The following is a 12,554-nucleotide window of genomic DNA, read 5'->3' as shown; positions in this document are numbered from 1 at the left end:
TTGTTCACAAATCATTACAAACCTACGTTTACAGGCCGCGAGAATCAAGATGTTCAAAATTTGAACACCTTGAAAATCAATGAATTATGACACTTTTGGTGAGTAAATCGGTAAGTGGCAAAAAAACGCTCTAAAACTCACCAGAACAGTGAAAAAAGATGCATAAAATGGCCATTTTACCAAAATCAAAAAGCCTGTAAATATTTGATTTACAGACTTTTGATTGTTTTTGAATTAAGCATATGTGGTCCCGACGAGAATCGAACTCATATCTAGAGTTTAGGAAACTCCTATTCTATCCGTTGAACTACGGGACCGTTTAAAAATCAGCCCTAAAAAGACTGATCTTTTATTTAGTTTGCAAAGGTGCAATTTTTCAATGAAAAATCACACCCTAAAAATCAAAATTTAACAACCATCTCATCTGCACACCTGCACATCTGAAATCTGCATATCTACCGGATCACCGCGCCGTTGTGGAAATCTTCGGTTGGGGCAACAAAGCTGAGCTTGCCTTCGCTGTTTTCGGCCATCAGGATCATCCCTTGCGATACGATGCCTTTGATCTCCCTTGGCTCCAGGTTTACCAGGATGCTCACTTTTTGGCCGATGATGTTTTCCGGCTCGTAATATTCGGCAATGCCCGATACTACAGTGCGTTCGTCGATGCCGGTATCAATGGTCAGTTTCAGCAGCTTTTTGGTTTTGGCAACCTTTTCGGCAGTTAAAATTGTACCCGTGCGGATGTCCATGGTAGCAAAGGTTTCGTAATTAACGTTTTCCTTTGCAGGTAACACATCTGCCGATTTTGGCGGAACAGCTGCAGCTTTTTTATCCAATAGCTTTTTAAGCTGGGCTTCTATTACATCGTCCTCTACTTTGTTAAATAACAGGAACGACGGGTTTAACTGGTGACCGTTGTTGAAATACATCTCCTGGTCATAAGCTATTGGCTCATTAGGCAGGTTAAGCATCGTAATGATCTTTTTTGCCGTAGCCGGTAAAAAAGCCTGTGCAGCGGTTGCCAAATGACCAGCGAGCACTAAACCGTTATGTAATGCCTCTTTAGCAGCGGCAGGATTTGTCTTGATAGTTATCCATGGTTCTGTTTCAGTAAGGTAGCCATTACCCAAACGGGCCATTTGCATTACCGCCTGCAAAGCCTCACGGTAGCGGTACGCCTCCAGGTTCTTCTCTATCTCATCGTAACACTTGCCTACGCCGTCGCTCAGCCTTTGGTCGGTAAATTCTATCCTGTCGGTATCAGCTTCAACTTTGCCACCGTAATATTTGTGCATGAGGGTCATTACACGGTTTACAAAATTGCCAAAAATAGCTACCAGCTCGTTATTAACACGGGCCTGGTAATCTTTCCAGGTAAATTCGCTGTCGCTGGTTTCAGGGAGGATAGAAGTCAGCACATAACGCAACTCATCCTGTTTGCCGGGGAGCTCTTCCAGGTACTCATGCAGCCAAACGGCGTGGTTGCGCGAGGTGGACAGCTTATCTCCCTCTAAATTTAAAAACTCGTTAGCAGGTACGTTTTGCGGTAAAATATACTCGCCGTGGGCATGCAGTATTGACGGGAAAATAATACAGTGAAACACAATATTATCCTTACCGATAAAATGCAGCAAACAAGCATCATCCTGTTCGTCGGCTTGCTTTTTCCAGTATAGCTTCCAGTCCTTTTTGTTATCAATAGCCCATTGCTTGGTGGCCGAAATATAGCCGATAGGCGCATCCATCCACACGTAAAGCTTTTTGCCTTTGGCCTCGGTTAATGGTACGTCAATACCCCAGTCAAGGTCGCGGGTCATGGAGCGCGGCTGCAGGCCCGATTTAAGCCATGATTTACACTGGCCAAAAACGTTCACTTTCCAGCTGCCCTCCTTGGTATCAATCCATTGCTCAAGCCATGGCTGGTATTTATCAAGCGGCAGGTACCAGTGTTTGGTTGATTTAAGCACCGGCGTTTTACCGCTCAGGGTCGAGATCGGGTTGATCAGGTCGGTAGGGCTAAGGGAAGTACCGCAACGTTCACACTGATCGCCGTAGGCATTTTCATTGCCGCAATTCGGGCAGGTGCCAATGATATAACGATCGGCCAGGAACTGCTGGTAATCCTCATCAAAATACTGATCAGAGAATTTTTCTATAAACTCATCCTTTTCATACAGGTTCAGGAAAAACTCCTGGCTCAGCTCATGATGAATAGGCGACGAGGTGCGGTGATAAATATCAAACGCAATCCCAAACTCCTCAAAACTATCTTTTATTTGCTTGTGGTATTTATCAATAATGGCCTGCGGGGTGGTATCCTCTTTTTTGGCTTTGATGGTAATCGCTGCGCCATGCTCATCCGAACCGCATATATACACTACATCCTTTTTTTTGAGCCTCAGGTACCGCACAAAAATATCTGCCGGCAGGTAAGCCCCCGCCAGGTGACCGATGTGTAAGGGGCCGTTGGCATAAGGCAGGGCCGATGTAATGGTGAATCGTTTATATTTGTTGAGTTGTGACATTAAATATTGCCTTGGTAAAATAGTGTGCAAAGATAATTGATTTAAGTGGGAAAAATGCCCGAACCATGATGCTCATGATTTAAGGATTTCCCGATTTTTTGTTTCTTATCATCAAGGCAATCGTTCAATCTTAAAAATCATGGTTCAAACTCAACCCCCATATCTCAAAAAAGGCGATAAAATAGCTATCACCTGCCCGGCCAAAAAGTTGCCCAACCCCATGACGGATGCCATTGCCCTGCTGCAAAGCTGGGACCTGGAAGTTGTTTTGGGCGATACCGTAAATGCTTCGTTTCACCAGTTTGCCGGTAATGACCACCAGCGCGCGGCCGATATGCAGCGTTTTATTGATGACGACAGCATTAAGGCCATCATTGCAGCCCGGGGCGGCTACGGAACAGTCAGGATGATTGACAAAGTTGATTTCAGCCGTTTTGCACAAAACCCAAAATGGCTCATCGGCTTCAGTGATATTACGGTGCTGCATACCCACCTGTTCGCCAATTACGGCGCACAAACTATTCACGGGCAAATGCCGGTTAATATCCCTGATGCATCCAAACATTCAATAGATACTTTGAGGCGGGCCTTGTTTGGTGAAGAACTGAATTACGAATTTACAACCCATAACACCAACAAATCCGGCGAAGCCGAAAGCATACTGATAGGCGGCAATTTATCTCTGCTGGTAGCCATTTCAGGTTCGGTATCTGATCTGGATTACACCGGCAAGGTCCTGTTTATTGAAGATGTTGGCGAATACCTTTATTCGGTAGACAGGATGCTGCGTATGTTGGACAGGGCCGGTAAATTGAAAAACCTTGCAGGCCTGGTGGTGGGCGGCTTTACCGATATTAAAGATAACGATATCCCCTTTGGCCAAACCGTGCCGCAAATAGTGATGGACATTGTTAAAGGTTACGGTTACCCGGTATGTTTTGATTTCCCGGCAGGGCATATTCCGGACAATAATAGTTTGGTGTTGGGGCGTATGGTTGAGTTACGGGTAGATGAAAAACAGGCAAGTTTAAGGTTTTTGTAACGAAGCTTTTAAATTCCCCTCTTTGAGAGAGCAATAGTCCAAGAAAAGACCGCCGTGTCGACTCACCCCGACATCGCTACGCTTGTCACCCCTCTCTACGCAAGCGTAAAGAGGGGATTTCTTTTTTATTTTCCCTACCCTCTTTGCGGCAAAGCCGGAGAGAGGGTGGTCCAGCGAAGCGTAGACCGGGTGAGTCGATTATGCGGCTTGCGCTTTTAAGATTACAGACAAGCCCCCCTTCAGGGGGCCGGGGTCAAACCAATTTGCTTATCAGTAGTTTATACATCATGGCCAAGAAACCGCTGCTTGAGTTTACAGATAGGGGAATTTACTGTGCAAAGGGCAAATTTTATATCGACCCATGGAAACCGGTTGATGATGCCGTAATTACCCATGCCCATGCCGATCATGCTTACATGGGGCATAAACATTATCTGGCACATCATTTATCCCGCGAGGTGCTGCTGTACCGTCTTGGCGAAATCAACCTGCGAACTGTGGAGTACGGGGAAACCGTGATGAAAAATGGCGTAAGTGTATCGCTATATCCTGCCGGGCATGTAATTGGTTCAGCACAAATCCGTGTTGAACATAAGGGCGAGGTTTGGGTAGTATCCGGTGATTACAAGGTAGAGAATGACGGGATCTCTACACCTTTTGAGCCGGTTAAATGTCATCACTTTATTTCCGAATGTACTTTTGGCATGCCGGTTTACCAGTGGAAGCCGCAGGTGCAAACTTTTAACGAGATCAATAACTGGTGGCGCGGCAACCTGCACAATGGGGTGGCTACTGTACTGGTTGGTTATTCCTTAGGGAAAGCCCAGCGCATTCTGCAAAACCTCGATCTGTTTAACGGCAAAGTTTATACCCATGGCGTTATCGAAAACACCAATGAGGCCCTGCTCCGCAATGGTGTATTGCTCAATCCAACCGCAAGGATTACCCCCGAAAGTTCGAAAGAAGAAGTACGCAAAGGCATCATCTTAGCGCCGCCATCATCAGTAGGTACACCCTGGATGCGCAAGTTTCAGCCTTATAGTTTTGGCTATTGCTCAGGCTGGATGGCTATCCGCGGCGCTAAACGCCGCCGTGCTGCCGACCGCGGCTTTGTACTCTCCGACCATGCCGACTGGGACGGTCTCATCAGCGCCATTGACGCCACCGGCTGCGAAAGCGTTTACCTTACCCACGGCTACACTGCAACATTTTCAAGATATTTAAATGAGATAGGTTTTGACGCACATGAGGTGCATACTTTGTATGGAGACGAGGAGGAAGAAGAAGCCCCCTCCCAACCTCCCCCGGAAGGGGAGGAGTTAAATAGTTTGAAAAAAGTCTCCCCTTCCGGGGGAGATTTAGAGGGGGCTGGTGTTTTATGAAAGCCTTCGCCCAACTCTTTCTATCGCTTGATGAAACCAACAAAACCAACGAGAAGGTTAAGGTTTTAAAAGACTACTTTAACGCCGTGCCCGATACCGACAAAATGCACATGCTTGCCCTGTTTACCGGCAGGCGACCGAAGCGGCAGATCAACTCAACACTGGTACGTAACTGGGCTATCGAAGCATCGCATATCCCGGCCTGGCTGTTTGAGGAAAGCTATCATGTAGTAGGCGATCTGGCCGAAACCATGGCTTTATTGATGCCCCAAAGCAATGAAAGCAGCAGCAAAACCCTTACCGAGTGGATAGCCGAGATCAATGCCCTTAACGATAAAACCGAAGAACAGAAAAAGGAATGGCTGCTGGAATCATGGGCCATGCTGGATAGCCAGGAGCGTTTTGTGTTTAACAAATTGCTTACGGGCAGTTTCAGAGTTGGGGTATCGCAAAACCTGGTAATCAAGGCGCTGGCCGACATCTCCGGCCTGGAACCTGCTGCGCTTACCCATCGCATTATGGGAAGCTGGCTGCCCGAAACTTACCAGTTTTCGCAATTGATGGAAGAGCAGGATGCCGATGCAAATATCTCCCGGCCTTATCCTTTCTTCCTGGCTTATCCCATCCAGGAAACCTCCGAAAAACAAAAAACACCAGCCGAAGTAGGTATTGCCCTTGGCGATGCCGCCGACTGGCAGGCCGAATGGAAATGGGACGGCATCCGTGCGCAAATGATAAAGCGTGGCGGCGAAATTTTTATCTGGAGCAGGGGCGAGGACCTCGCTACCGAAAAGTTTCCCGAGCTGCACCCTTTCCTGAGTGCCCTGCTTGATGGTACGGTGATTGATGGAGAGATCCTCAGTTTTCAGAATGGTTTGCCTATGCCTTTTAACGTGCTGCAAACCCGTATCGGCCGCAAAAATCTGAGTAAAAAAATTTTAGAGGAAAGCCCTGTTGCTGTCATCGTTTATGACTGCCTGGAATATAATGGCGAAGATATCCGCTATAAAACCCAAACCGAAAGGCGGGAGATCCTGGAACTCTTGCAATCCCAAACTCAATACCCCGAAATATTCCGCATTTCAGCGTTGATCGGGTTTGAAAGCTGGGAACAGCTTGGCAGTATCAGGGAACAGTCGCGGGCTATGATAGCCGAGGGGATTATGCTGAAACGCAAAAGTGCCGCCTACCAGGTTGGCCGCCGGAGGGGCGATTGGTGGAAATGGAAGATCGATCCGCTCTCGGTTGATGCGGTGATGATCTACGCCCAAAAAGGCCATGGCAGGCGCGCCGATCTGTACACTGATTATACTTTTGCCGTTTGGGATGGCGACAAGCTGGTCCCTTTTGCCAAAGCTTACTCAGGCCTTACCGATGCCGAGATCAACAAGGTAGATTATTTTATAAAACGCAACACCATCGAAAAATTCGGCCCGGTCCGTACCGTAAAACCCGAGCTGGTGTTTGAGATCGGTTTTGAGGGCATCAATAAATCAACCCGGCATAAATCGGGTATCGCCCTGCGTTTTCCTCGGATCTTGAGGTGGCGACACGATAAACCCAAGGAAGAAGCTGATACGCTGGAAAGTCTGAAAGCTTTACTGGGCGAATAAAGCGTTAGATTTTATACCTTTGCGGCTTCAAAATACCCTAACTATTAATAAACCTTATGATTGTAATCAGTAATTTCCAGGAGTTTGAACAGCAGGTAGGCAATGACCTTGGCGTTTCATCATGGCATACCATTACCCAGGATCAGATCAACAAATTTGCCGATGCAACCCTTGACCACCAATGGATCCATACCGACCCTGAAAGGGCCAAAACCGAAAGTCCTTTTAAATCAACCATAGCACATGGCTACCTTACACTGTCGCTGATCCCTCACCTGTGGAAAGAGATCGTAAAGATCGATAACCTGAAAATGGAAATTAATTATGGTATCGAAAACCTGCGTTTTGCCCAGCCGGTACTGGTTGACAATGAAGTAAGGTTAAAAGTAAAACTGGCCGGCTTGCTTAACCTGCGCGGCGTTATCAAAGCTACCATGGCCATCGAACTCGAAATAAAAGACCAGCGCAAGCCTGCCTTTAGCGGTGAGGTTGTGTTTTTATATCACTTTATAGGATAAACTGAGGCCATATAATCCCTCCGTCATTGCGAGGCACGAAGCAATCCCCGATTAGCCGAGCGGCTCTGTATTGTTCGCGATTGCTTCGTACCTCGCAATGACGGGGAGAATAAACCGTATAATCCCCCGTTTACCGTGTCCTCACGGTAAACCTGCAATAAAAAAGCGCCCGTGAGGACACGGGCGCGGGGATTATATCTCTATCGGTACAAACTCTTACTCTCAATAAATTTCAATACCGGATCGGGCACAAAAAACTGAACATTCTTTTTTTCGGATATTGATTTGCGGATAAATGTTGCCGAAAGCTCCATAAGCGGCGTCATGGTGATGGTAACCGAAGGATGATCGGCCAGTTCTGCGTTTTCATACCCGGGACGCGGGTACACATAAATGCGGTAATCGCGCAGGATAAGCTTATAGTTCTTCCATTTATGCAGTGAGCCAAGGTTATCAGACCCCATGATGAGGGCAAACTCATGCTCAGGATATTTTTCCTTTAAATGGGCAAGGGTATCAATGGTATATGATGGCTGGGGCAGTTTCAGTTCCACATCGCTCACGCTGATATTGCTTGCATTATCAGTAGCCAGGCGGGCCATTTCCAGGCGATCATAAGTATTGATCAGATCGCCATACTTTTTTAACGGATTTTGAGGCGATACCACCATCCACACCTTATCAAGCGAGGTATGGTTTGCCATATAATTGGCAATGATCAAATGCCCTATGTGTATAGGATTAAACGAACCAAACAGTAAGCCTATTTTCATGTGTGCCCCCTAACCCCCTAAAGGGGGAATTAAAAGTTTAGTAGATTAAATAGTCCCGGTGTACAAAATGAGTTTTTTATACTCCCCCTTCAGGGGGCCGGGGGGCTAATAAAGTTACTCACTAATTCCTTCGCCTCCGTACAAGCCGTTTCAAGATCGTAATTTTTGAGTATAATATCAAATTGCGGAGCGTATTTAAGCTCTTTTTCTGCTTTAGCAAAGCGTTCTTTCAGTTTTTCTTCGCTATCGGTACCCCTGCCGGTTAATCTTTCAATTAAAACCTCAAGTGATGGCGGTTGTACAAATATGGCTAATGCCTGGGCCCCGTATTTGCGTTTAAGGTGCAAACCGCCCTCTACGTCAATATCAAATATTACTGTTTTACCTTTTGCCCAGATGCGCTCAATTTCGGTACGGAGCGTACCATAAAAGGTGCCGGTGTAAACCTCTTCAAACTCAACAAACTGCTTTTTGGCAATGCGGTGTAAAAATTCTTCTTTACTTATAAAATAATAATCCTGCTCATGCACTTCATCGCCGCGGCGCTCACGCGTAGTGGCCGAAATGGAAAATTCAAGCCCGGGGATTTCCCCCAGCAAATGGTGTACTATTGTGGTTTTACCAGCGCCCGACGGAGCCGAAAATATGATGAGTTTACCTTCTTTGGTCATTAGTTCATTAGCTCATTGGTTCATTAGTTCAATGGTGCAGCTTTCACCGGCGATAAGACCAATGAACGAATGAACCAATGAACAAATGAATTATAATACGTTTAACAGTTGTTCTTTAATTTTTTCAAGCTCTTCTTTCATGCCTACTACCAGTTTCTGGATATTGGCATCATTGGCTTTTGAGCCTAATGTATTGATCTCCCGGCCAATCTCCTGTGAAATAAAGCCCAGTTTTTTACCGTTTGCATCGGCATTTTTAAGGGTTTCATTAAAGTATTCGCAATGGGCTTTCAACCTTACCTTTTCTTCGGTTATATCAAGCTTGTCGATATAGTAAATCAGCTCCTGTTCAAAACGGTTCTGGTCGATAGCTTCGCGGCTCGTGGCTTCAGCTAAAAATGTATTAAGGCGCTCACGGATCAATGGAACCCGTTTTGGATCTTCCAGCTCAACAAGTTCCAGGTTTTTTAATATGGTGTTAATTCGGCCTTTTATCTCCTGTTCAATAACGTTACCTTCCTGCGCCCTGAATTCCTGGAAAGCGGCCATAGCCTGCTGAAAGGTTTTTTCAACGGCTTTCCATTCATCTTCAGATATGGTATCTTCTTCGTATTTCACAACTTCGGGCAGGCCTAATGCCAGTTGAAGCAGGTTGCCGGTTGGCTCGCCAAGTTCTTCACTTACCGTTTTAAGCTGGTTGTAGTAGTGTTTAAGCAGATCTTTATCAATGCCGGCCGCTTTTACCGATTGGCTTACCTGCTCGGTGTTAATAGATAAATTAACTTTACCGCGTTCAATAAGCTTGCTGCAGTCATTACGCAGCTGAAACTCTTTTTCGGCAAAAATCTTCGGCAAACGAAGCGATAATTCTAAAAATTTGCTGTTCAGGGATTTAACCTCTACGGTATATTTTGTATTGCCCGAATCAAAACTGGCAATTCCATACCCTGTCATGGATTTTATCATGCGCAAAGATAGCAAATTTAGAGATTAGTGGTTGGAGGTTAGAGATTAGTGTTTTCTATTCACAAAAGAGCAGGTTTAAGGGTAATGATTTATTAAAAAGGCTTATATTTCAACTCTTGTGCAGCAAAAAACTAACCTCCAATCACTAACCTCTAATCACCAGGACTCCGCCCTTTAACACTTTTTCACATTTGCTATAAAATAGAGTTCCTATATTTACGTTCAATTATCACTGATGCGCAACTATTTATACCTGCTTATAACAGGCGTTTTATGCCTTATAACCATTCATGTTTCGGCCCAGGAGTTTACGGTAAAGGGCGTTATCTCTAAAAAGGTCACTAATGAACGGGTTGGACAGGTGTTTGTTAAAGATCTCAATACTAAAACACTGATACTTAGTGACGATGTAGGCTGGTTCAGCATAAAAACCCGAGTTGGCGATACCCTGCTTTTTTCCAGGGATGACTATACCCCCCAAAAAGTAGTGGTGCTGAACAACAGCGATATGCCCGTTTACATGCAGCCCATTATAAAGCTTGATGAGGTGAAAATTGTTGGACAAACAAAAAGACAGGAAATAAACGAGGTAATGAAAGATTATAAAAAACAGGGATCTTATTATGATGGAAAGCCGCCTGTATTATCTTTTTTAAGCAGCCCCGTAACCGGCCTTTACGAACTTTTGGGCACAACCCCAAACCGGGCCCGCCGCTTTGCCCAAAACGCCCAAAGCGAGTTGGAGCAGGCCGAAATTCACAAGCATTATAACGTGCCATTTGTGAAACAATATACCGGCCTTGCTACGGATAGCCTTGCCCGCAAGTTCATGAATTACTATACCCCCACCTACAAGGATATTAAAGCATGGACCGATTATGATTTGATTAAACATACCATACGGGCGTATGACTATTATAAAAACAGCAGTGATAAAGATAAGCTTGAGAAGTTAAACAGCCCAACGTTCATAGTACCGGATACCACTGTAAAACTGGGCGAAGGACCGGTACAGCTTAAAAAGGAAAAGCAGCCACCGCTTTAGTAAGTAAGATTTTAGATCCCCAATGCTTCGCAGGCTTTTTCGGCAGCGAGCTTCTCGGCGTTCTTTTTGCTAAACTCTTTGCCCGAGCCCATTACTTCGCCATCAACATTGGCCTGTACGGTGAAAAGTTTGGTACTTTCGCCATCCTGGTTGGTTACCAGTTCAAAAATGATATCGCGGCCATGGCGCTGGCACCATTCAATAAGCTTGCTCTTGAAATTGGTTTCCGTTTGCTCAAGTGTATGGATATCAATATGGGGTTTTATAATATGGTTGATCAGGAAGTTTTTGGTAAAGTCATATCCTTTATCCAAATAAACTGCACCAATCAGGGCTTCAAAAGCATCGCCCAGTAATGATCCCTGCCTGCTTGAGTTAAGCATGCGGTTATCATATTCAATAAGCTTATCAAAGCCCAGTTTTTTACCGAGCGCGTTAAGGTTAACACGGCTCACTATTTTTGATCGCAGTTCGGTTAAAAAGCCCTCATCTTCATAAGGGTATAATTTAAAAAGCACTTCAGCAACAACGCTGCCCAATACGGCATCGCCCAAAAACTCAAGGCGTTCGTTACTGTTCTTCACCCCTTTTTTGATGTTTTGCGCTACCGACTTATGGCGAAAAGCCATGCGGTATAAAGACAAATTGCCCGGCACAAAGCCGAGCAAATTCTTTAAAATTTTAACATACTTTCTGTTGGGTGATATATAAAGCTTGTAGAACCGACTGATAGGCATCAAACCACAATTAATCTTCGTACTTTTTAAATATTACAGAAGCATTGTGTCCGCCAAAACCAAATCCGTTGCTCTGCACTATATTAATATCGCGTTTTTGAGCGGTATTAAAGGTGAAATTGATCTTAGGATCAAAAGCCGGATCATCAGTAAAGTGATTAATGGTTGGAGGGATGATACCATGTTTCAATGCCAGTATCGATGCAATAGCTTCAACCGCGCCGGCAGCACCCAATAAATGGCCTGTCATTGATTTGGTTGAGCTAATGTTGATACGGTAAATATCATCGCCAAACACATCCTGTATTGCTTTAATTTCCTGCGGATCACCGATTGGGGTTGATGTGCCGTGAACGTTCACATAATCAATATCGGCAGGGGTAAGGTTAGCATCTTCAAGGGCCATACGCATAACCAGGGCAGCACCTAAACCATCAGGGTGAGGGGCTGTCATGTGGTAGGCATCGGCACTCATGCCGCCGCCCATCATTTCGGCGTATATTTTAGCACCGCGGGCTTTAGCATGTTCCAATTCTTCTAAAATGATAGTACCTGCACCTTCACCGGCCACAAAACCATCCCTGTCCAGATCAAACGGACGAGATGCCGTTGCCGGGTCATCGTTACGGGTTGATAGTGCATGCATGGCGTTAAAACCGCCTATACCGGCTTCGTTGATGATAGCTTCAGAACCACCGCTGATAAACATGTTAGCTTTACCCAAACGGATATAGTTAAATGAATCGATCAGCGAGTTGTTTGATGAAGCACATGCCGAAACGGTTGAGAAGTTAGGGCCGCGCAAACCATATTTAATAGATATATGGCCGGGGGCTATATCGGCAATCATTTTAGGGATGAAGAACGGGTTAAAACGTGGTGAGCCATCGCCTTTTGCAAAGGCCGTAACCTCATCAAGAAAGGTTTTTAAACCACCAATACCCGAACCCCAGATAACACCTATGCGGCTGGTATCCAGTTTTGAAAAATCTAATCCCGCGTCTTTTACGGCTTCTTCTGTTGAGAATAAGGCGTATTGTACAAAGGGATCCAATTTGCGGGCGTCTTTACGGCCCAAAAAACCATCCGCGTCAAAGCCTTTCACTTCACACGCGAACTTAGTTTTGAATTTTTCGGTATCAAAACTTTTAATCAAGGCAGCGCCACTTACTCCATTGATCAGTCCGTTCCAATAATCTGAAACAGTGTTGCCAATAGGAGTAAGTGCTCCAAGCCCGGTTACTACAACTCTTTTAAACTCCATTTAATCCAGTTAGGG

11 protein-coding genes and 1 tRNA gene are annotated in these 12,554 nt (G+C 45.3%); 5 read left to right on the top strand and 7 right to left on the bottom strand.

Annotated features, from left to right (window positions below; genetic code table 11):
* Window positions 1-245 precede the first annotated feature (245 nt).
* Window positions 246-317 (bottom strand) — tRNA-Arg (locus ACFFGT_RS04025).
* A 138-nt stretch (window positions 318-455) separates the two neighbouring features.
* Complete coding sequence (gene metG, locus ACFFGT_RS04020; RefSeq protein WP_377021218.1) at window positions 456-2,528, bottom strand: methionine--tRNA ligase; 2,073 nt, start codon at window positions 2,526-2,528, stop codon at window positions 456-458.
* 139 nt (window positions 2,529-2,667) lie between these two features.
* Between metG and ACFFGT_RS04015 the strand changes: the two genes are divergently transcribed.
* From ACFFGT_RS04015 to ACFFGT_RS04000, 4 genes are all read left to right on the top strand, one after another.
* On the top strand, window positions 2,668-3,570 hold the full coding sequence (locus ACFFGT_RS04015; protein ID WP_377021217.1) for a S66 peptidase family protein: 903 nt from the start codon (window positions 2,668-2,670) through the stop codon (window positions 3,568-3,570).
* A gap of 287 nt (window positions 3,571-3,857) precedes the next feature.
* Complete coding sequence (locus tag ACFFGT_RS04010) at window positions 3,858-4,952, top strand: ligase-associated DNA damage response exonuclease (protein ID WP_377021216.1); 1,095 nt, start codon at window positions 3,858-3,860, stop codon at window positions 4,950-4,952.
* Window positions 4,949-6,565: an ATP-dependent DNA ligase gene (locus ACFFGT_RS04005; protein ID WP_377021215.1), complete on the top strand. Its 1,617-nt coding sequence runs from the start codon at window positions 4,949-4,951 to the stop codon at window positions 6,563-6,565. Before ACFFGT_RS04010 ends, ACFFGT_RS04005 begins: the two co-directional genes overlap by 4 nt.
* 56 nt (window positions 6,566-6,621) lie before the next feature.
* Window positions 6,622-7,083, top strand: a complete 462-nt coding sequence (locus tag ACFFGT_RS04000) for a MaoC family dehydratase (protein WP_377021214.1) — start codon at window positions 6,622-6,624, stop codon at window positions 7,081-7,083.
* A gap of 200 nt (window positions 7,084-7,283) precedes the next feature.
* Here ACFFGT_RS04000 and nadD read toward each other — a convergent pair whose 3' ends face one another.
* The 3 genes from nadD to ACFFGT_RS03985 form a co-directional block, all read right to left on the bottom strand.
* Complete coding sequence (nadD, locus tag ACFFGT_RS03995) at window positions 7,284-7,856, bottom strand: nicotinate (nicotinamide) nucleotide adenylyltransferase (RefSeq protein WP_377021213.1); 573 nt, start codon at window positions 7,854-7,856, stop codon at window positions 7,284-7,286.
* Between the two features lie 89 nt (window positions 7,857-7,945).
* The gene (gene gmk / locus ACFFGT_RS03990; protein WP_377021212.1) at window positions 7,946-8,527 is read right to left on the bottom strand and encodes a guanylate kinase; all 582 of its coding nucleotides are present in this window, start codon (window positions 8,525-8,527) and stop codon (window positions 7,946-7,948) included.
* A 90-nt stretch (window positions 8,528-8,617) separates the two neighbouring features.
* Entirely contained in the window at window positions 8,618-9,493 is an 876-nt protein-coding gene (locus ACFFGT_RS03985; RefSeq protein ID WP_377021211.1) for a YicC/YloC family endoribonuclease, read from the bottom strand.
* A 235-nt stretch (window positions 9,494-9,728) separates the two neighbouring features.
* On the opposite strand from ACFFGT_RS03985, the gene ACFFGT_RS03980 reads away from it, so the two are divergent.
* Window positions 9,729-10,538 (top strand): hypothetical protein, encoded by an 810-nt coding sequence (locus ACFFGT_RS03980; protein WP_377021210.1) that lies wholly within the window; start codon window positions 9,729-9,731, stop codon window positions 10,536-10,538.
* Between the two features lie 11 nt (window positions 10,539-10,549).
* Here ACFFGT_RS03980 and rnc read toward each other — a convergent pair whose 3' ends face one another.
* Entirely contained in the window at window positions 10,550-11,275 is a 726-nt protein-coding gene (gene rnc / locus ACFFGT_RS03975) for a ribonuclease III (RefSeq protein ID WP_110586156.1), read from the bottom strand.
* 10 nt (window positions 11,276-11,285) lie between these two features.
* Complete coding sequence (fabF, locus tag ACFFGT_RS03970; protein WP_377021209.1) at window positions 11,286-12,539, bottom strand: beta-ketoacyl-ACP synthase II; 1,254 nt, start codon at window positions 12,537-12,539, stop codon at window positions 11,286-11,288.
* Window positions 12,540-12,554: the final 15 nt, after the last annotated feature.

Source organism: Mucilaginibacter angelicae (genome assembly GCF_042434235.1).
GTDB classification, from domain to species: domain Bacteria; phylum Bacteroidota; class Bacteroidia; order Sphingobacteriales; family Sphingobacteriaceae; genus Mucilaginibacter; species Mucilaginibacter angelicae.
This window is presented reverse-complemented; position numbering and strand designations above follow the sequence as displayed.

Bases quoted from the DNA above. Each gene is read 5' to 3' on its own strand.
- metG (WP_377021218.1), bottom strand. From the start codon at position 2,528: ATGTCACAACTCAACAAATATAAACGATTCACCATTACATCGGCCCTG.
- ACFFGT_RS04015 (WP_377021217.1), top strand. From the start codon at position 2,668: ATGGTTCAAACTCAACCCCCATATCTCAAAAAAGGCGATAAAATAGCT.
- ACFFGT_RS04010 (WP_377021216.1), top strand. From the start codon at position 3,858: ATGGCCAAGAAACCGCTGCTTGAGTTTACAGATAGGGGAATTTACTGT.
- ACFFGT_RS04005 (WP_377021215.1), top strand. From the start codon at position 4,949: ATGAAAGCCTTCGCCCAACTCTTTCTATCGCTTGATGAAACCAACAAA.
- ACFFGT_RS04000 (WP_377021214.1), top strand. From the start codon at position 6,622: ATGATTGTAATCAGTAATTTCCAGGAGTTTGAACAGCAGGTAGGCAAT.
- nadD (WP_377021213.1), bottom strand. From the start codon at position 7,856: ATGAAAATAGGCTTACTGTTTGGTTCGTTTAATCCTATACACATAGGG.
- gmk (WP_377021212.1), bottom strand. From the start codon at position 8,527: ATGACCAAAGAAGGTAAACTCATCATATTTTCGGCTCCGTCGGGCGCT.
- ACFFGT_RS03985 (WP_377021211.1), bottom strand. From the start codon at position 9,493: ATGATAAAATCCATGACAGGGTATGGAATTGCCAGTTTTGATTCGGGC.
- ACFFGT_RS03980 (WP_377021210.1), top strand. From the start codon at position 9,729: ATGCGCAACTATTTATACCTGCTTATAACAGGCGTTTTATGCCTTATA.
- rnc (WP_110586156.1), bottom strand. From the start codon at position 11,275: ATGCCTATCAGTCGGTTCTACAAGCTTTATATATCACCCAACAGAAAG.
- fabF (WP_377021209.1), bottom strand. From the start codon at position 12,539: ATGGAGTTTAAAAGAGTTGTAGTAACCGGGCTTGGAGCACTTACTCCT.